This window comes from Pseudomonas fluorescens (assembly GCF_902498195.1).
Taxonomy (GTDB): domain Bacteria; phylum Pseudomonadota; class Gammaproteobacteria; order Pseudomonadales; family Pseudomonadaceae; genus Aquipseudomonas; species Aquipseudomonas fluorescens_BU.
Map to the genome: position 1 here is coordinate 85,603 of NZ_CABVIY010000006.1, position 16,976 is coordinate 102,578.

Annotated in this window: 18 protein-coding genes; 9 read left to right on the forward strand and 9 right to left on the reverse strand. The window is 59.0% G+C overall.

Annotated elements, in window-relative coordinates; translation table 11 throughout:
* Positions 1 to 5 precede the first annotated feature (5 nt).
* Entirely contained in the window at positions 6 to 1,100 is a 1,095-nt protein-coding gene (zapE, locus tag F8N66_RS21810; protein WP_150772158.1) for a cell division protein ZapE, read from the forward strand.
* Between the two features lie 180 nt (positions 1,101 to 1,280).
* On the opposite strand, the gene F8N66_RS21820 is transcribed toward zapE, so the two are convergent.
* The 4 genes from F8N66_RS21820 to F8N66_RS21835 all read right to left on the reverse strand — a co-directional run bounded on the left by F8N66_RS21820 (position 1,281) and on the right by F8N66_RS21835 (position 5,589).
* The gene (locus F8N66_RS21820; RefSeq protein ID WP_150772160.1) at positions 1,281 to 2,276 is read right to left on the reverse strand and encodes an asparaginase; all 996 of its coding nucleotides are present in this window, start codon (positions 2,274 to 2,276) and stop codon (positions 1,281 to 1,283) included.
* A gap of 78 nt (positions 2,277 to 2,354) precedes the next feature.
* Positions 2,355 to 3,557, reverse strand: coding sequence for a hypothetical protein (locus F8N66_RS21825; protein ID WP_150772161.1), 1,203 nt, complete (start codon positions 3,555 to 3,557; stop codon positions 2,355 to 2,357).
* Positions 3,558 to 3,573: 16 nt separating this feature from the next.
* A complete protein-coding gene (locus F8N66_RS21830; RefSeq protein WP_150772162.1) occupies positions 3,574 to 4,461 on the reverse strand; it encodes a nitrilase family protein in 888 nt (295 codons plus the stop codon).
* Between the two features lie 207 nt (positions 4,462 to 4,668).
* The gene (locus F8N66_RS21835) at positions 4,669 to 5,589 is read right to left on the reverse strand and encodes a GlxA family transcriptional regulator (protein ID WP_191623040.1); all 921 of its coding nucleotides are present in this window, start codon (positions 5,587 to 5,589) and stop codon (positions 4,669 to 4,671) included.
* 220 nt (positions 5,590 to 5,809) lie between these two features.
* Between F8N66_RS21835 and F8N66_RS21840 the strand changes: the two genes are divergently transcribed.
* Positions 5,810 to 6,946, forward strand: a complete 1,137-nt coding sequence (locus tag F8N66_RS21840; RefSeq protein ID WP_150772164.1) for an acyl-CoA dehydrogenase family protein — start codon at positions 5,810 to 5,812, stop codon at positions 6,944 to 6,946.
* A gap of 121 nt (positions 6,947 to 7,067) precedes the next feature.
* Here the strand turns inward: F8N66_RS21840 and F8N66_RS21845 are convergent, their stop codons facing one another.
* Positions 7,068 to 8,108 carry an NADP(H)-dependent aldo-keto reductase gene (locus tag F8N66_RS21845; RefSeq protein ID WP_150772165.1) on the reverse strand — a complete coding sequence of 347 codons (1,041 nt, stop codon included), beginning with the start codon at positions 8,106 to 8,108 and terminating at the stop codon, positions 7,068 to 7,070.
* Positions 8,109 to 8,353: 245 nt separating this feature from the next.
* Between F8N66_RS21845 and rplM the strand changes: the two genes are divergently transcribed.
* From rplM to F8N66_RS21880, 7 genes are all read left to right on the forward strand, one after another.
* A complete protein-coding gene (gene rplM / locus F8N66_RS21850; protein WP_007905295.1) occupies positions 8,354 to 8,782 on the forward strand; it encodes a 50S ribosomal protein L13 in 429 nt (142 codons plus the stop codon).
* A 14-nt stretch (positions 8,783 to 8,796) separates the two neighbouring features.
* The gene (rpsI, locus tag F8N66_RS21855; RefSeq protein ID WP_003228056.1) at positions 8,797 to 9,189 is read left to right on the forward strand and encodes a 30S ribosomal protein S9; all 393 of its coding nucleotides are present in this window, start codon (positions 8,797 to 8,799) and stop codon (positions 9,187 to 9,189) included.
* A gap of 268 nt (positions 9,190 to 9,457) precedes the next feature.
* Positions 9,458 to 10,051 carry a ubiquinol-cytochrome c reductase iron-sulfur subunit gene (petA, locus tag F8N66_RS21860; protein ID WP_150772166.1) on the forward strand — a complete coding sequence of 198 codons (594 nt, stop codon included), beginning with the start codon at positions 9,458 to 9,460 and terminating at the stop codon, positions 10,049 to 10,051.
* Entirely contained in the window at positions 10,051 to 11,262 is a 1,212-nt protein-coding gene (locus F8N66_RS21865; protein WP_053154935.1) for a cytochrome b, read from the forward strand. Before petA ends, F8N66_RS21865 begins: the two co-directional genes overlap by 1 nt.
* On the forward strand, positions 11,262 to 12,044 hold the full coding sequence (locus tag F8N66_RS21870) for a cytochrome c1 (protein ID WP_150772167.1): 783 nt from the start codon (positions 11,262 to 11,264) through the stop codon (positions 12,042 to 12,044). The genes F8N66_RS21865 and F8N66_RS21870 overlap by 1 nt, the downstream gene beginning before the upstream one ends.
* 150 nt (positions 12,045 to 12,194) lie before the next feature.
* Positions 12,195 to 12,812 (forward strand): glutathione S-transferase N-terminal domain-containing protein, encoded by a 618-nt coding sequence (locus tag F8N66_RS21875; RefSeq protein ID WP_150772168.1) that lies wholly within the window; start codon positions 12,195 to 12,197, stop codon positions 12,810 to 12,812.
* Positions 12,813 to 12,828: 16 nt separating this feature from the next.
* The gene (locus F8N66_RS21880) at positions 12,829 to 13,242 is read left to right on the forward strand and encodes a ClpXP protease specificity-enhancing factor (protein ID WP_150772169.1); all 414 of its coding nucleotides are present in this window, start codon (positions 12,829 to 12,831) and stop codon (positions 13,240 to 13,242) included.
* A 136-nt stretch (positions 13,243 to 13,378) separates the two neighbouring features.
* Here F8N66_RS21880 and F8N66_RS21885 read toward each other — a convergent pair whose 3' ends face one another.
* The 4 genes from F8N66_RS21885 to F8N66_RS21900 all read right to left on the reverse strand — a co-directional run bounded on the left by F8N66_RS21885 (position 13,379) and on the right by F8N66_RS21900 (position 16,822).
* Entirely contained in the window at positions 13,379 to 13,957 is a 579-nt protein-coding gene (locus F8N66_RS21885; protein ID WP_150772170.1) for a BON domain-containing protein, read from the reverse strand.
* Positions 13,954 to 14,547, reverse strand: a complete 594-nt coding sequence (locus F8N66_RS21890) for a phosphoheptose isomerase (RefSeq protein ID WP_007972584.1) — start codon at positions 14,545 to 14,547, stop codon at positions 13,954 to 13,956. Before F8N66_RS21890 ends, F8N66_RS21885 begins: the two co-directional genes overlap by 4 nt.
* Positions 14,548 to 14,648: 101 nt before the next feature.
* Positions 14,649 to 15,011, reverse strand: a complete 363-nt coding sequence (locus F8N66_RS21895; RefSeq protein ID WP_150772469.1) for a YraN family protein — start codon at positions 15,009 to 15,011, stop codon at positions 14,649 to 14,651.
* Entirely contained in the window at positions 15,011 to 16,822 is a 1,812-nt protein-coding gene (locus F8N66_RS21900) for a penicillin-binding protein activator (protein ID WP_150772171.1), read from the reverse strand. Before F8N66_RS21900 ends, F8N66_RS21895 begins: the two co-directional genes overlap by 1 nt.
* Positions 16,823 to 16,976: the final 154 nt, after the last annotated feature.

Genomic DNA, 16,976 nt, shown 5'->3' on the forward strand with positions numbered 1-16,976 from the left:
GAATTATGACGCCCCTAGAACGATATCAAGCTGATCTGAAACGCCCGGAATTCTTCCATGACGCCGCGCAAGAAACGGCTGTGCGCCATTTGCAGCGCCTGTACGACGATCTGGTCGCGGCCTCGCAGAACAAGCCGGGTCTGCTCGGCAAGCTGTTTGGCAAGAAAGACCAGGCACCGGTCAAAGGCCTGTATTTCTGGGGCGGCGTAGGTCGCGGCAAGACTTACCTGGTCGACACCTTCTTCGAAGCGCTGCCGTTCAAGGAAAAGACCCGCACTCACTTCCACCGCTTCATGAAGCGCGTGCACGAAGAGATGAAGACCCTGGGCGGCGAGAAAAACCCGCTGACCATCATTGCCAAGCGTTTCTCCGACGAGTCGCGAGTGATCTGTTTCGATGAGTTCTTCGTCTCGGATATCACCGACGCGATGATCCTCGGCACCTTGATGGAAGAGCTGTTCAAGAACGGCGTGACCCTGGTCGCGACGTCGAACATCGTGCCGGACGGCCTGTACAAGGACGGCCTGCAACGCGCGCGTTTCCTGCCGGCCATTGCGCTGATCAAGCAGAACACCGAGATCGTCAACGTCGACAGCGGCGTCGATTATCGCCTGCGTCACCTCGAACAAGCCGAGCTGTTCCACTTCCCGCTCGACGAAGCGTCCCACGAAAGCCTGCGCAAGAGCTTCCGCGCGCTGACGCCGGAATGCACGGCGGCGGTCGAGAACGATGTGCTGATGATCGAAAACCGCGCCATCCGTGCGCTGCGTACCTGCGATGACGTGGCCTGGTTCGAATTCCGCGAACTGTGCGACGGCCCGCGCAGCCAGAACGACTACATCGAACTGGGCAAGATCTTCCACGCCGTGCTGCTCAGCGGTGTCGAGCAGATGAGCGTCACCACCGACGACATCGCCCGACGCTTCATCAACATGGTCGACGAATTCTACGACCGTAACGTGAAGCTGATCATTTCTGCCGAAGTCGAGCTCAAGGACCTGTACACCGGTGGCCGCTTGAACTTCGAGTTCCAGCGCACCCTGAGCCGCCTGCTGGAAATGCAATCCCACGAATTCCTGTCCCGGGCGCACAAGCCGTAGGACAGTTCGGGAAATGAAAGAGGCCTGCTGATGCAGGCCTTTTTTTGCTCATGGAATAGCGGTCTGGCTCACCGCAAACATTGTGGGAGCAGGCTTGCTCGCGAAGGCCGTGTGTCAGTCGACTTTAACTTTGCTGACACACCGCTTTCGCGAGCAAGCCCGCTTCCACAGGGTCATGCGTTAGTTTTGATATCGGGTGTCATGATCTAAATACCGCCCCAACTCATGCTGACGCCGACAACCGAGCACCAGCCAAAGCAGAATCCGGGCTTTTCGCGGGCATAAAAAACCCGCCATCGATACGCCCTTGCGGATCAAATCCATCTCACCGCCGCTAAAACCGTAGGAGGCGCGTGCGGTGGAGCCGGAGCCGGTACGGGTGGCGACGATGACCGGGACTCTTTCGGCGATGTGCTCAATCATGGTCGCCCAGCGTTGTGAGACGTGGCCGGCACCGAAACCGCCGATCACCAGTCCGTCGTAACCGAGTGCCAGAATGTTCTCCAGTAGCAGGGTGTCAGCGGACAGTGAGGCCTCAAGCAGGGCAACCCGGTGTGTGGTCTGTTCCGGTAAAGGCAACACCGTGCGCGGATCCGGCGGGCGCAGGTAGCGGACACAGTCTTCCAGCAGCAGGCCTGCGGGCCCTACGACCGGTGAGGAAAACGCCTGCAATGCCAGCGAATCGGTTTTGCGTACATTGCGCGCTTGATGGATCTGCCCGTTCATCACGACCTGGGCGCCGCGTTGACGGCTGTTCTGCGCCAGTGCAACGCGACATGCATCCAGCAGGTTGGCCGGTCCATCGGCTCCTGGCTTTGAAGCCGAACGCATGGCACCGGTCAGCACGAAGGGGATATCGTAGGGCCATAGATAATCAAAAAACGCCGCTGCTTCTTCGAGGGTGTCGGTTCCCTGGATTATTACGACACCAACGGCGCCCAGCTTGACCTGAAAATCAGCCCAGGACAGCACGCTCAGCAGAAACCCGAAATCCAGGGATGCACTGGGTAGCAGGCCGAGGGTCTCAACGCTGACGTCGGCCAGCGTCGTCAGTTCCGGTATGGAAGACAGCAGGGCTTCGCCGCTGACCGTCGGGATGACGCCCTCACCGGTATGGCTCGCTTGCATGCTTACCGTGCCGCCAAGTGCCGCGATGGACAGTTTTGGCAGGTCCATGGGATACCTCGCTTGATTGTGACGAAAAGTGGCTGTATCCGCTTTCGAGGCCGCGATACAGCTCAGGGTGGGGGTGCATCAGTCCGCGATCAGGATGCCGATCAGCGGCACGATCAGCAGGGTGCTGATGGCCATCGACAGGACATTGGCGATGTAGGGGTGCATGTCGGCCGGTAATCGCCTGGCAATCGCACATGCCAGCGGTGGCGCGACCAGTGCTCCGAGCAGCGCACTCGAGACGATGATTTGCCAGCTGCCGCCATAGTCCAGGATCGCCGCGGGCACCACCGATACCAGTGGGATGTAAGTCGGGTACCAGCCGCGCATCATCCATTGTCGACGCCAGATCAGCACGCCGATGGCCGAGGCCAATGCCTGCCCGCCGATAATGTGCAGCAACAGGCCCGAGCCGTACGCGGGGCTTGAAGGATTCAAGCTGTACGCCAGTAACGCCCCCACTATCAGGCCAAGGCTGGCCAACTCGTTACCGAAAAACGGTGCTTCGGAAAAGTCCGCCAGAATCCGGCGCAAACCCCAGGCCACTCCGTAATCGGGCGTCCTGGCGGTGACGCGTGCGGAGGCCGGAAGGGGAGGTGTCTGGGGTTGTTCCGGCTTTACCAGCCCAGGCCAATAACGGCACATCAGAAACGCCAGGACACTGGCAACCGCCATGCCCAGCACATTGCCGATCACCGCCGGCAAGCCCAGGGGGTTGCAGAGGTAATTGACGATCAGCAGGCATATTGGCGTGACGAGTAGGGCGCCCAGGATTGCGCCGTTGATCGCGACTTTCCAGCCACCGCCGAACATCAGCACCATCGCCGCTGGCAGTGAGACGAAGGCGACGAATGTGGGTTGCCAGGTGGTAGCTGTCACCGACCACCCCCACAACAGATTACTTAGCAGCAACCCGAGCAACGAACTGATCACCAGCCAGGGCCAAAGTCCCGTTCCATAGGAGATGGCAAACCCCTGCCAGGATTTCCCGGTTCGATTCGCCCAGTAAGCCAGGTAAGCGCCCGCCAGCAGGCCGATCGAGGCGAACTCGTGCTTGTAGAAGGCCACCTCGCTGATGTCACCGAGCACCCAGCGCAGCCAGGCAATGGGTTCGGGAAGCAGCGAAACCATGTCGCCGTAACTGGGCCAATGCGCTCCCCAGGCAATGCGGTGGGTGAACGAAAGCCAAGCGATCAGCAGTGTCCCGCTGATCATCAACAGGACGACGGCAGTATCAAAAGGCGATCGGCGGGATAGCTGGTTTTTGTCGGTTGAAATGTCCATGTGGCGCGCCTCCTGATCAGCGTGGGAGGCAGGGATGTTGGGTGTAGCCGAGCATCTGATCGTAAAGATCGGCTCGGCGATCGCGGTGCAGGTCGTTCAGATTGTTCCAGATGGGCGCGCTGCGGGAGCTGGTCAGGTCAATGTCGGCAAACAGGATTTCCTGCTGGTCGGCGGATGCCACGGCGCCAATCGGCCAACCATGGGTCCCGGCAATCAACGAGCAACCCAGGTAGCGCGCGCCACGCTCCTCACCGATCCGGCTGGCGGCGGCAATGAACACGTTGTTGACATGCGCGGCGGTCATCGTCAGGTACGACGCCATGCATTTGCCGGCGTCGTCGAACAGCGGTGGCGGTGTCCAGACCCAGTTGTTCAGGCTGCAAATGATGTCCGCGCCTTGCTGCGCGAGGATTCGTGGGACTTCCGGGAACCAGATGTCCCAGCAGATCAACAGCCCGATGCGGCCGACAGGCGTGTCGAAAACCGGAAAACCCAGATCGCCGGGGGTGAACCAGAGCTTTTCCAGATTCCACAAATGGGCTTTGCGGTACTTGCCGATAAAACCGTCAGGCCCCGTCAGGACGGCGGTGTTGAAGAGTCGCATGCCGTCGCGTTCGGCCAGGCCGGCGACGAGGTAAACCTTGTGATCGCGGGCGAAGTCGATCCAGCACTGCACGCTGGGCCCGTCGGGAACCGCTTCTGCGTGGGCGAAGGCGTCCTGCCGATTGCTGAAGAAATAGCCGGTATTGGACAGCTCGGGCAGGACGATGAGATTCGCCCCGCCGTTTACCGCTTCAAGCGCCAACTCCAGGCTGCGCCGCAGATTACCTTCACTTTTCTCGATGCCGACCTGTGGATCGAATTGCACGACAGCTACACGAACTGGGCTTGTGGGCTCGTTCATTCCGGTGACCTCTTATTTTTGTTTTTCACGCTGTTTCATGGCGTGTCCATAAGAGGCGAAGCGGCCGCTGGGCGTAAGTCAGCGGCTTCCGGTAAGTCTGTAGTCCTTATCCCAAGTTGGATGAGCGATGGCGGTGACGCGGTGTATCAAGCAAACCGCGTCATCGCTCATCGCCAGCAAGCTGTCTCCTACGGGGCGTGGGAGGTCTTAAGCCGCCTGCTGGAACTGCTGCCGATACTGGTTCGGCGACAGTTCGGTGTGCTGGCGGAACAGCCGGGCGAAGAAGCTCGCATCGTCATAGCCGACCTCATAGCTGATGGTCTTGATGCTCTTGCGGCTGCCGGACAGCAAGCCCTTGGCGGTTTCGATGCGCAGGCGCTGCAGGTAATGCAGCGGCTTGTCGCCGGTGGCGGTCTGAAAGCGGCGCATGAAGTTGCGGATGCTCATGCCGTGTTCGCGGGCGACGTCTTCGAAGCGGAATTTGTCGGCGAAGTGCTCTTCGAGCCAGTGCTGGATCTGCAGGATGATCACGTCCTGGTGCAGCTTCTGCCCGCCGAAGCCGATGCGTCCAGGCGAGTAGCTGCGTTGTACTTCATAGAGGATGTCCCGGGCCACGGCTTGTGACACGTTGGCGCCGCAGAAGCGCTCGATCAGGTAGATGTACAGGTCGCATGCCGAGGTTGTGCCGCCGGCGCAATACAGATTGTCGGCGTCGGTCAGGTGTTTGTCCTGATTGAGGTAAACCTTCGGGAAGCGTTCGGCGAAAGCATTGAAGAAGCGCCAGTAGGTGGTTGCTTCCTTGCCATCGAGCAGCCCGGCTTCGGCCAGCCAGAAAACCCCGGTGGCCTCGCCGCACAGCACCGCGCCGCGTGCGTGTTGCTGGTGCAACCAGGGCAGGACTTGCGGATAGCGTTGGCACAGGGTATCGAAGTCGTCCCAGAACGCGGGGAGGACGATGATGTCGGCGTTTTCCAGTCCGCCGTCCACCGGCATGATCACATCGCTGAAACTGTTGACCGGTTTGCCATCGGGGCTGACCAGTCGGGTTTCGAAGGCCGGAACCAGGCCGTGGCCCAGCTGTTTGCCGTAGCGCAGGCTGGCGAGGTGGAAGAAATCCTTGGCTTGCATGAGGGTGGAAGCGAAAACCCGGTCGATGGCCAGGATGCTGACGCGCCGCAGGGGCGTGGAGGCTTGGTTAGACATAATTCAACTTTATTCTTATAGGGGAAAGTGGTCACCAGACGGCTGGATCGTCTTATTTTTTGTCGGATGTGTCCAGTGTCCTGTATCGGACGCGGGGCTTAGTCTCTGAAGGTCAACTTCTTCTAAAAATAACGACAGGTGCCGCATGATTCCCAGAACCTTGTTCAGTTCCGAGCACGAACTTTTTCGTGACAGCGTGCGAACGTTCCTCGAAAAAGAGGCCGTGCCGTTCCATGGACAGTGGGAAAAACAAGGCTACATCGACCGTCAACTCTGGAACAAGGCGGGGGAGGCGGGGATGTTGTGCTCGCATCTGCCGGAAGAGTACGGCGGGCTGGGGGCAGACTTTCTCTACAGTGCAGTAGTGATTGAAGAGGTGGGGCGCCTGGGGCTGACCGGCATCGGTTTTTCCCTGCATTCGGACATTGTTGCGCCGTATATCCTGCATTACGGCAGTGAAGCACTGAAACACAAATACCTGCCCAAGTTGGTCTCCGGTGAGATGGTCACCGCCATCGCCATGACAGAGCCGGGTGCCGGTTCCGACCTGCAAGGCGTAAAGACAACAGCCGTGCTGGATGGCGACGAGTACGTGATCAATGGCTCGAAAACCTTCATTACCAATGGCTTTCTCGCTGACCTGGTGATCGTTGTCGCCAAGACCGATCCGAAGGCAGGAGCGAAGGGCACCAGCCTGTTTCTGGTGGAAGCCGATACGCCGGGTTTCGACAAGGGCAAGCGCCTGGAGAAAGTCGGAATGAAGGCCCAGGACACCTCGGAACTGTTCTTCCAGGACGTTCGGGTGCCCAAGGAGAACCTGCTAGGCCAGGCCGGGATGGGGTTCGCCTACCTGATGCAGGAACTGCCGCAGGAGCGCCTCACCGTGGCGATCGGTGGCCTGGCGTCAGCTGAGGCGGCTTTGCAATGGACGCTGGATTACACCCGCGAACGCAAGGCCTTCGGCAAGGCAATTGCCGATTTCCAGAACACTCGTTTCAAACTGGCGGAGATGGCGACTGAGATTCAGATCGGCCGGGTGTTCGTCGACCGCTGCCTGGAACTGCATCTGCAAGGCAAGCTCGACGTGCCGACGGCGGCGATGGCCAAGTACTGGGGCACTGACCTGCAATGCAAGGTGCTCGACGAATGCGTGCAGTTGCATGGCGGCTACGGCTTCATGTGGGAATACCCGATCGCGCGGGCGTGGGCGGATGCGCGGGTGCAGCGGATTTATGCCGGGACCAATGAAATCATGAAGGAGATTATTGCGCGGTCGCTTTGATTTTCGGTGACATTGCGGACGCCTTCGCGAGCAAGCCCGCTCCCACATTCGACCGCGTTCCTTTGGGGGAGCTCGGCCGAATGTGGGAGCGGGCTTGCTCGCGAACGGGTCTATGAATCAATCAGGGCGCCGGATTCGGATGATCCTTGTGAATCGCCTCGATCCCTTCCAGCACTTCATCCGACAGTTTCAGATCAAAGCTGGCAATGTTGCTGTCCAGTTGCTCGAGCGTCGTCGCCCCGATGATGTTGCTGGTCACGAACGGTTGCTGGGTCACGAATGCCAGCGCCATTTGCGCCGGGTCAAGGCCGTGCTCACGCGCCAGTGCCACATAACGGCTGCACGCCGCCTCCGACTGCGGGTTGAAATAGCGGCTGAAGCGGCTGTAAAGGCTCAGGCGGCCCTTCGGTGGGCGCGCGCCACCTTCGTACTTGCCTGACAGGAAGCCGAACGCCAGCGGCGAGTACGCCAGCAAGCCGCACTGCTCGCGAATGGCGATTTCCGCCAGGCCGACTTCGAAGCTGCGATTGAGCAGGTTGTAGGGGTTCTGGATCGATACCGCGCGCGGCCAGCCACGGGCTTCCGCCAGGGCGAGGAAGCGCATGGTGCCCCACGGGGTTTCATTGGACAGGCCGATGTGGCGGATCTTGCCGGCCCTGACCTGTTCGTCGAGTGCTTCGAGGGTGTCTTCCAGTGGCGTCAGGTTGGCTTCGATCTGGTGCTTGTAGCCCAGCTGGCCGAAGAAGTTGGTGCTGCGCTCCGGCCAGTGCAATTGGTACAGGTCGATGTAGTCGGTCTGCAGGCGCCGGAGGCTCGCGTCCACGGCTTCGGTGATGTGCTGCCGGTTGTGCCGCAGGTTTTTATCGCGGATGTAGTCGATGGTGTTGCCGGGGCCTGCAATCTTGCTGGCCAGGATCCAGTCGGCACGATCGCCGCGGCTCTTGAAGTAATTGCCGATGTAGCGTTCGGTGGTGGCGTAGGTCTCGGCCTTGGGCGGCACCGGGTACATTTCGGCGGTGTCGATGAAGTTGATACCGGCGCTTTTGGCCCGCTCAATCTGGGCGAAGGCTTCAGCTTCGCTGTTTTGCTCACCCCAGGTCATGGTGCCGAGGCAGATTGCACTCACGTTCAGATTGGTCCGGCCTAGCTGGCGATAGTCCATCAGGAGCTCCTTGGGCAAAACAATCATAAAAGCAGGTTGAAATATTTTTCGCAATCTGCATAATTGCGCACCTCTTTCTGCAGTGGAAGTGATGCGCCGCCGCCGAAGAATCTTGCCGTTGAACGGACGCGCCGACCCGAGCCCCCGAAAGCGTCTGTATCCGGCTGCCTTTGACTTGTCAAAGTACGCACTATTCAGTAAGATCCGCCGTCTAATTTACAGGGCGGCCCCTGAGGCTATAAAGAATGAAAACTTTTACTGCTAAACCGGAAACAGTACAGCGCGACTGGTTTGTCGTCGACGCTGCAGGTCAGACCCTGGGTCGTCTGGCCACTGAAATCGCGAGCCGTCTGCGTGGCAAGCATAAAGCTGAGTACACTCCTCACGTTGACACCGGCGACTACATCGTCGTTATCAATGCCGAGCAGATTCGTGTAACCGGTGCTAAAACCACCGACAAAATCTACTACTCCCACTCCGGTTTCCCGGGCGGCATCAAGTCGATCAACTTCGAAAAGCTGATCGCTAAAGCCCCTGAGCGCGTGATCGAGACCGCGGTCAAAGGCATGCTGCCTAAGAACCCGCTGGGTCGCGACATGTATCGTAAGCTGAAGGTTTATGCGGGCGCTGTACACCCTCATACTGCTCAGCAGCCCCAAGAACTGAAGTTTTAACGGAATAGTTCATTATGTCGGCGACTCAAAATTACGGCACTGGCCGTCGCAAGACCGCAACCGCACGCGTTTTCCTGCGTCCGGGTACTGGTAACATCTCCATCAACAACCGTTCGCTGGATAATTTCTTCGGCCGCGAGACTGCCCGCATGGTAGTTCGTCAGCCGCTGGAATTGACTGAGACTGTCGAGAAGTTCGACATCTACGTCACCGTGATCGGCGGTGGTGTAAGTGGTCAAGCTGGCGCAATCCGCCACGGCATCACTCGCGCTCTGATGGACTACGACGAAACTCTGCGCAGCGCTCTGCGTAAGGCTGGCTTCGTAACCCGCGATGCACGTGAAGTTGAACGTAAGAAAGTTGGTCTGCGTAAAGCGCGTAAGCGTCCGCAGTACTCGAAGCGTTAATTCGCTTCCACGTTCAAAAAAGAACGCCCAGTTTCCTCACGGAGCTGGGCGTTTTTTTGTGCGCGCGAATTATCAAAGAATTGCGCTGTGACAACTTGCCACATCCACAGAGGCCCTATACTACAAGGCTTGGGAGGAGTGCCCCAGGGTAATTACCTTGTCAGAATTGGGGCTTTTCATTACCATTCGGCAAAATTTTTATAAGTACATAGATTTACTTAGTAGATGCCTGATTTAACAGGCCACAAAGCTGATGGGAGAGGACTGAATGAGCAATGACGGCGTGAATGCAGGCCGGCGTCGCTTCTTGGTAGCAGCCACATCCGTGGTGGGTGCTGCAGGAGCGGTGGGGGCTGCGGTCCCGTTCGTGGGGTCATGGTTTCCCAGTGCCAAGGCGAAAGCCGCAGGTGCACCGGTGAAAGTGAATGTCAGCAAGATCGAGCCAGGTCAGCAGATGATTGCTGAATGGCGCGGCCAGCCGGTATTCATCGTCCGCCGTACCGAGGAAATCCTGGCGAATCTGAAAAAGATCGAGGGCCAGCTGTCTGACCCGGACTCCAAGAACTCGACTCAACCGACCTATGTCGATCCGGAAGTGCGTTCGATCAAACCTGAGATTCTGCTGCTGATTGGTATCTGCACGCACCTGGGTTGCTCGCCGACATTCCGTCCCGAAGTCGCCCCCGCAGATCTGGGCAAGGACTGGGTAGGGGGTTATTTCTGCCCTTGCCACGGCTCCCACTACGACCTGGCTGGCCGCGTCTACAAGTCGCAACCTGCGCCTTTGAACCTGCCAGTTCCCCCGCATTCCTATGAAACCGATGACATCATTGTCGTTGGCGTCGATACGGAGAAAGCGTGATGAGCAAGTTCATGGATTGGGTTGATGCGCGCTTTCCCGCGACCAAAATGTGGGAAGACCATCTCAGCAAGTACTACGCCCCGAAGAACTTCAACTTCTTCTATTTCTTTGGTTCCCTGGCGCTGCTCGTTCTGGTCAACCAGATCGTTACCGGTGTCTGGCTGACCATGAGCTACACCCCGTCGGCGGAAGAGGCCTTTGCTTCCGTCGAATACATCATGCGCGACGTCGAGTACGGCTCGATCCTGCGTCTGCTGCACTCCACCGGCGCTTCGGCGTTCTTTATCGTGGTCTATCTGCACATGTTCCGTGGCCTGCTGTACGGTTCGTACCAGAAGCCGCGCGAGCTGGTGTGGGTCTTCGGCATGTTGATCTACCTGGCGCTGATGGCCGAGGCGTTCATGGGCTACCTGCTGCCGTGGGGCCAGATGTCCTACTGGGGTGCCCAGGTGATCATCTCGCTGTTCGGTGCGATCCCGGTCATCGGTAACGACTTGACCCAGTGGATCCGCGGTGACTACCTGATTTCCGGTATCACCCTGAACCGCTTCTTTGCCCTGCATGTGGTGGCCTTGCCGATCGTGATTCTCGGTCTAGTGGTGCTGCACATCCTGGCACTGCACGAAGTCGGTTCGAACAACCCGGACGGCGTGGATATCAAGAAGCACAAGGACGAAAACGGCATACCGCTGGACGGCATTGCTTTCCACCCGTACTACACCGTGAAAGATATCGTCGGCGTGGTGGTATTCCTGTTTATCTTCTGTTCGATCGTGTTCTTCTTCCCGGAAATGGGTGGTTATTTCCTCGAGAAGCCGAACTTTGAAGTGGCGAACGCCTTCAAGACCCCAGAGCACATCGCTCCGGTCTGGTACTTCACTCCGTTCTACGCCATTTTGCGGGCGGTTCCGGACAAGCTGCTGGGTGTTATCGCCATGGGCGCGGCCATCGCCGTGCTGTTCGTCCTGCCGTGGCTCGACCGTAGTCCGGTCAAGTCGATGCGCTACAAGGGCTGGATGAGCAAGATCTGGCTCTGGGTATTCTGCATCTCGTTCGTGATCCTGGGCGTGTTGGGTGTTCTGGCTCCGACGCCAGGTCGTACGTTGCTGTCGCAGGTATGTACCTTCCTGTACTTCGCCTACTTCATTCTGATGCCGTTCTATACCAGGCTCGAGAAGACCAAACCGGTTCCGGAAAGGGTGACTGGCTGATGAAAAAGCTATTTGCGGTATTGATGCTTGCTGCGCTTCCAGTGTTCGCTTTTGCTGCTGAACATGGTGGTCCGGAGCTGGAAAAAGTCGACATCGACGTATCCGACAAAGCGGCCATGCAGGATGGCGCGCGCACATTTGCGAACTATTGCATGGGCTGCCACAGCGCCAAGTTCCAGCGCTACGAGCGTGTCGCCGACGACCTGGGTATCCCTCATGAACTGATGCTCGAGAAGCTGGTGTTCACCGGCGCCAAGATTGGCGACCACATGAGCATCGGCATGCAGCCGGCGGACGCCAAGGCCTGGTTCGGTGCAGCACCGCCCGACCTGACCCTGGTGGCTCGCGTTCGCGGTACGGACTGGCTCTATGGTTACCTGAAGTCGTTCTACGAAGATCCGTCGCGCCCTTGGGGTGTGAACAACAAGGTCTTCCCGAACGTCGGCATGCCTAACGTCCTGGTGGGCCTGCAAGGTCGTCAGGTCGTCGGTTGCAAACAGGTTCAGATCGTCGAAGACGGCAAGAAGCAATATGATCCGTTGACCGGTACGGCGCTGACTCATGAAGCGTGCGATCAGCTGACCATCGTGCCGAAGAGCGGTACTTTGACCGAAGAGCAGTTCGATGAGAAGGTCAAGAATCTGGTAACCTTCCTGGCTTACTCGGCTAACCCGGTTAAGCTGCAGCATCAGCGCATCGGTACGTATGTATTGCTGTACCTGGCGTTCTTCTTCGTTTTCGCTTATTTGCTCAAGCGTGAATACTGGAAAGACGTGCACTGATAAAGCTTCAAGCAATTGCTGTTAATCGCGCGCGCCCAAGGGCGTCTCTGAATGTGTAACGAGTCTGGCGAGCCAGGCGTTACGGGAGGCGTCCTCTGGGCGCGCTCGTTTTTCCGCTTCCGATAATTTCTACAAGCGAGGAGGACCGCCATGGGCGTGACCAATCGGTTGGCCTGTTACTCCGACCCCGCCGACCACTATTCCCACCGAGTGCGAATCGTACTGGCAGAGAAGGGTGTCAGCGCCGAGATCATCTATGTGGAAGCTGGTCGCCAGCCGCCTAAACTGATCGAAGTGAACCCTTACGGCAGTTTGCCCACCCTGGTCGATCGTGACCTGGCGTTGTGGGAATCTACGGTGGTGATGGAATATCTGGATGAGCGTTACCCACATCCGCCGCTCCTGCCGGTTTATCCGGTGGCGCGTGCCAACAGTCGCCTGCTGATGCATCGTATTCAGCGGGACTGGTGTGGTCTGGTGGATCTGATTCTGGATTCGCGGACCAAGGAAGCTGCTCGGGTCGTGGCGCGTAAAGAGCTGCGCGAAAGCCTGACGGGCGTGTCGCCGTTGTTTGCCGACAAGCCGTTTTTCCTCAGTGAGGAACAAAGTCTGGTGGATTGCTGCCTATTACCAATACTCTGGCGCTTGCCCATTATGGGTATTGAACTGCCGCGGCCTGCCAAGCCGCTGCTTGATTACATGGAGCGCTCGTTTGCGCGTGAGGCTTTCCAGGCGAGTCTGTCTGGTGTCGAACGCGACATGCGCTAAGGCTTAAGGAGCCGCTATGAACTCCAGTCGACCTTATCTGGTCCGCGCGCTCTACGAGTGGATTGTGGACAACGACTGCACCCCGCACATGCTGGTCAATTCCGAGTATCCGTCGGTGCAGGTGCCTCAGGGCTTTGCCAGCGACGGACAGATTGTCCTCAACGTTTCGCCACAAGCCGTACGACATCTGCACATGGACAACGAGGCGGTGAGCTTCGAAGGTCGCTTCGGTGGCGTGCCGCATACGCTGTACGTGCCTATCGCATCGATTCTGGGTATCTACGCTCGGGAGAACGGTCAAGGCATGGTGTTCGATCTGGAATCACCCATGGGTGACGATGACGAGATCGAGCCGGATGACGATATTCCGCCACCGGACAGCGAGCCACCGCGCCCCAGCGGAAGGCCGAGTTTGAAAGTGGTGAAATAAAAAAAGGGCGATCCGCAAGGGTCGCCCTTTTTTATTTCACCGCTTTCAAACAGTAGGAGCTGCCATAGGCTGCGATCTTTTTTGACTTTGCTTTTTCAGATCAAAAGATCGCAGCCTGCGGCAGCTCCTACAGGCATCAGTCGATGTACTCGAACAGCTTCACGATCTTCTGCACGCCGGAAACACCCTGCACCAGGTTGGTCGCCTGCGCCGCTTCCTGTTTGGTCAGCAGACCCAGCAAGTAGACAATTCCGTTTTCAGTCACAACCTTGATGCGCGAGCCCGGGATGCTTGGGTCGGTGAGCATCTGGGTCTTGATCTTGGAGGTCAGCCAGGTGTCGTTCTGACGGGCCAGGAAGCCGGAGGGGGGCAGAACCTGGATTTCGTTATGCACCTTCTTCACGCGCTGGACCGCCGCAGCGGCCTGTTCAGCCTTGGCCTTGAGGTCGGCGCGCGGCGTTTGTCCGGCGAGCAGTACGACGCCGTTGAAGCTGGTGACGACGATGTGGGAATCGTTATCCAGGGCTGGGTCGGCCTTGGCGACGTTCACGCCGACCTTGGTGTCGATCAGGGAGTCGTCGATCTTGCTGCCGAAGGTGCGGGTGCCACGGTCATCTTCAATCGGCGCTTCACGGCTGGCATTAACCACCGAGGTGCAGCCGCTGATGCCGAGGCATAGGGTCAGGGCCAGTAGGCCGAGGCGATTAGGGGTCATTCTTCACTCCCGAACAGTTGGCTGTCGATCAGATCGCAAAGGCAATGGATCGCCAGCAGGTGGACTTCCTGAATACGTGCCGTGACGTTGGCGGGTACGCGAATTTCCACGTCCTCGGGCAATAGCAGCGATGCCATGCCGCCGCCATCGCGACCGGTCAATGCTACGACAATCATTTCGCGGTCATGTGCGGCCTGGATCGCTTGAATAATGTTCGCAGAGTTGCCGCTGGTGGAAATGGCCAGCAGTACGTCGCCCGGCTGGCCCAGTGCACGGATCTGCTTGGAAAAGATTTCGTTGTAGCTGTAGTCGTTGGCGATCGAGGTGATCGTCGAGCTGTCGGTGGTCAGCGCGATCGCGGGCAGGCTCGGACGCTCGCGCTCGAAGCGGTTGAGCAGTTCGGACGAGAAATGCTGGGCGTCACCGGCAGAACCGCCGTTGCCGCAGGAAAGCATTTTGCCTTCGTTGAGCAGGGCGTTGACCATGACCTGGCTGGCTTGCTCGATGTGCGGTGCAAGTACTTCCATCGCCTGTTGCTTGGTATCGATACTGGCCTGAAAAAGCTGGCGAATTCGGGATTGCATGTCCATCTGTGTGACCTTAATGAGCGCGGCTGTCCGGCACGTGAATGTGCAGCCCGCAATACAAAGAGCAAAAGTGTTGGGTGTCGTCCGGTTCGGGGTGCAAGCAATCAGCAGTCAAAGGCATTCTGCAACCAGTTCAACTGATCGAGGTTGCTATCAATGGCAACCACGTCGAAGCGGCAGGGGGAATTGGCCCAGCGCGTCTCGCGCTGAAGAAAATGCTGCGCGGCAAAAATCAGCTTCTGCCGTTTGCGCTCATCGATGCTATCGAGCGCGCCACCCCATTGAGTGTTTTTTCTGTAGCGAACTTCAACGAATACTACTGTATCGCCATCTAGCATGACCAGATCAAGCTCGCCGCGTTTACACAACCAGTTTTGCGCCAGCAGGCGCAAACCCTGTTGTTGAAGATGGCCGAGCGCTTGGCGCTCGGCCTCTTGACCGCTTTGCTGGCGTGACCTGTCGGGCATCAGCGCGAAGTGTCCGGCAGGCGTTGAACCTGGCCGTTGACGAACTCCGCCCATGGCAATTGCCTCACGACGCGCTGGTTCTGCGTCATGCTCAGGCTGCCCGATTGGCCTTCGATGCGGCTATCCGGCAGCGCCTTGAGTTGCCCCAGGCGTGGCGCCAGGCGATAGGCGTCGACGCCCATCGCATACAGGCGGCCCAGGCTGCTGGCCGCTTGGGGCCATTGAGCCGTGACCTGCTTGCGCAGTGGATCATTGGCGTCCAGCAGCCATGGGGTTTCGCAGAAGCGAATGCCGTTCATGTCGTTGTACTGGTTGACGTCACCACTGGCGCTAAACACATGGGAAGTGGCGTAGACCGGAACGTCGCCTGCGTACTGGAAGTTCAGGGTCGGTTTGATCTGTTGAGCCTGTTGTGGCGTGGCGGCGAGGAAGATGAACTCGATGTCCTGGCGACGCGAAGGCTGGGCGGCGACTTGCGAACCGACCGTGCTTTGCAGGCTCTTGGCGCGACCCTCGCTTTGGCGCAGCTGGAACATGTCGGCAATCTGCTGGGCCAGCTGAACGGGCTGGTCGACACGCTCGGTGGCGACGATGCTGCCGCCGTTGGCTTGCCAGTCCTGGCTGAATGCCCGGAGGACGCGATCGCCCCATTCGCCTTTCGGCACCATGATAGCGGCACGATGCAGGCCATCGGCGCGAGCGCGGCGGGATACTTCGCGGGCTTCGTCTTCAGCGGCAAGGCCGAACTGGAACAACTGGGCCGGACCTTGCTGGCCCTCGCTGTAGTTCAGCGCCAAGGTGGTGATCGGCAATTGCGGGCGAGTGCTCAGCTGCTTGACCAGTGGCTTCTCCAGCGGGCCGACGACCAGTTGCACGCCATCGGCCTGGGCCTTGCGATAGAACTCGTCGAGCGATGTCAGGCGCGAGCTGTCATAGAACTCGATGGCCGGCGGCTTCTGTCCGGCCTGTTGCGCCTGGTAGTGGGCAGCCATGAAACCTTCGCGCAATGCTTTGCCGACCGAGGCCAGCGGGCCATCCTGCGGCAGCAGCAGGGCGATCTTGCCCAGGGGCTGGCTGGCCAGTTCCTTGAGCTTGGTCAGCGCTACCGGCAATTGAATGGCGGCCGGGTGTTTCGGATTCTGCGCACGCCAGTTGTCGATGGCGGCCTGTTGCTGTTCCAGGGTGCCGGCGGATTTCACCGCCAGGGCCAAGGCCATCCAGCCGCCAAGGTCGTCGGTGTTGGACGGCTGCAACTGTTCGGTCGGCAGCGAGGCGATCAGTGCCCAGATCGCTTCGTGGTTTTTGCTGGCGGCTTCACCGCTGAGCATCGGTGCAATGAAGATGCGTTCCCGTGCGGCCGCCAGGGTCTGGCCATCGGCTTCGAGGGCGCGGGCGCGGACAGTACCGGTGCGGACCTGCTGCTCTTCCGGCAATTCTGCCAGGCGCTGGAAGCTCGGGTGGCTCAGGGCAGTCAACGCGGCTTTCGGCTGGTTGCGGGTCATCGCCAGCTCGGCGGCCAGTGTATTGGCGAATACCTGCTGCCCCGGCTTGAGCTGCTCCACCGGCACTTGCTGCAGGATTTGCGCGGATTGGGCGGCATTGCCCTGACGGTAGGCCAGGTCGGCTGCGCTCAGGCGCAACAGGGCGGCGTCTTCCGGCGATTTGCTTTGGGCGGCCTTCTCAAGCAGTTGCTCGATACTGGCGTCCGGGGTCCGTGGAAGTTCGCCAAGGCTGGAGGAGGGCGAGCTGGCGCAAGCCGCCAGCAAGGCAGCGAGGCAGAGGGCAGTGAGCAGCCGCAGGCAAGCGATCATGTAAGTGTTCCTGATACTCGATCAAATTAGCGTGGAATTGTACCCAAGCACTGGCCGGGGCGCGATGTTACTGGCGTGAATCGATCAATTTAGCTCATGCAAATGTTGCGATGAGGCACAAAACGCTGCAAAACCGAGTGTTGCATGCGCGTAT

Excerpts from the sequence above, each read along its gene's own strand:
- zapE (WP_150772158.1), top strand. The coding sequence starts at position 6 with ATGACGCCCCTAGAACGATATCAAGCTGATCTGAAACGCCCGGAATTC.
- F8N66_RS21820 (WP_150772160.1), bottom strand. The coding sequence starts at position 2,276 with ATGGACCTGCCAAAACTGTCCATCGCGGCACTTGGCGGCACGGTAAGC.
- F8N66_RS21825 (WP_150772161.1), bottom strand. The coding sequence starts at position 3,557 with ATGGACATTTCAACCGACAAAAACCAGCTATCCCGCCGATCGCCTTTT.
- F8N66_RS21830 (WP_150772162.1), bottom strand. The coding sequence starts at position 4,461 with ATGAACGAGCCCACAAGCCCAGTTCGTGTAGCTGTCGTGCAATTCGAT.
- F8N66_RS21835 (WP_191623040.1), bottom strand. The coding sequence starts at position 5,589 with ATGCAAGCCAAGGATTTCTTCCACCTCGCCAGCCTGCGCTACGGCAAA.
- F8N66_RS21840 (WP_150772164.1), top strand. The coding sequence starts at position 5,810 with ATGATTCCCAGAACCTTGTTCAGTTCCGAGCACGAACTTTTTCGTGAC.
- F8N66_RS21845 (WP_150772165.1), bottom strand. The coding sequence starts at position 8,108 with ATGGACTATCGCCAGCTAGGCCGGACCAATCTGAACGTGAGTGCAATC.
- rplM (WP_007905295.1), top strand. The coding sequence starts at position 8,354 with ATGAAAACTTTTACTGCTAAACCGGAAACAGTACAGCGCGACTGGTTT.
- rpsI (WP_003228056.1), top strand. The coding sequence starts at position 8,797 with ATGTCGGCGACTCAAAATTACGGCACTGGCCGTCGCAAGACCGCAACC.
- petA (WP_150772166.1), top strand. The coding sequence starts at position 9,458 with ATGAGCAATGACGGCGTGAATGCAGGCCGGCGTCGCTTCTTGGTAGCA.
- F8N66_RS21865 (WP_053154935.1), top strand. The coding sequence starts at position 10,051 with ATGAGCAAGTTCATGGATTGGGTTGATGCGCGCTTTCCCGCGACCAAA.
- F8N66_RS21870 (WP_150772167.1), top strand. The coding sequence starts at position 11,262 with ATGAAAAAGCTATTTGCGGTATTGATGCTTGCTGCGCTTCCAGTGTTC.
- F8N66_RS21875 (WP_150772168.1), top strand. The coding sequence starts at position 12,195 with ATGGGCGTGACCAATCGGTTGGCCTGTTACTCCGACCCCGCCGACCAC.
- F8N66_RS21880 (WP_150772169.1), top strand. The coding sequence starts at position 12,829 with ATGAACTCCAGTCGACCTTATCTGGTCCGCGCGCTCTACGAGTGGATT.
- F8N66_RS21885 (WP_150772170.1), bottom strand. The coding sequence starts at position 13,957 with ATGACCCCTAATCGCCTCGGCCTACTGGCCCTGACCCTATGCCTCGGC.
- F8N66_RS21890 (WP_007972584.1), bottom strand. The coding sequence starts at position 14,547 with ATGGACATGCAATCCCGAATTCGCCAGCTTTTTCAGGCCAGTATCGAT.
- F8N66_RS21895 (WP_150772469.1), bottom strand. The coding sequence starts at position 15,011 with ATGCCCGACAGGTCACGCCAGCAAAGCGGTCAAGAGGCCGAGCGCCAA.
- F8N66_RS21900 (WP_150772171.1), bottom strand. The coding sequence starts at position 16,822 with ATGATCGCTTGCCTGCGGCTGCTCACTGCCCTCTGCCTCGCTGCCTTG.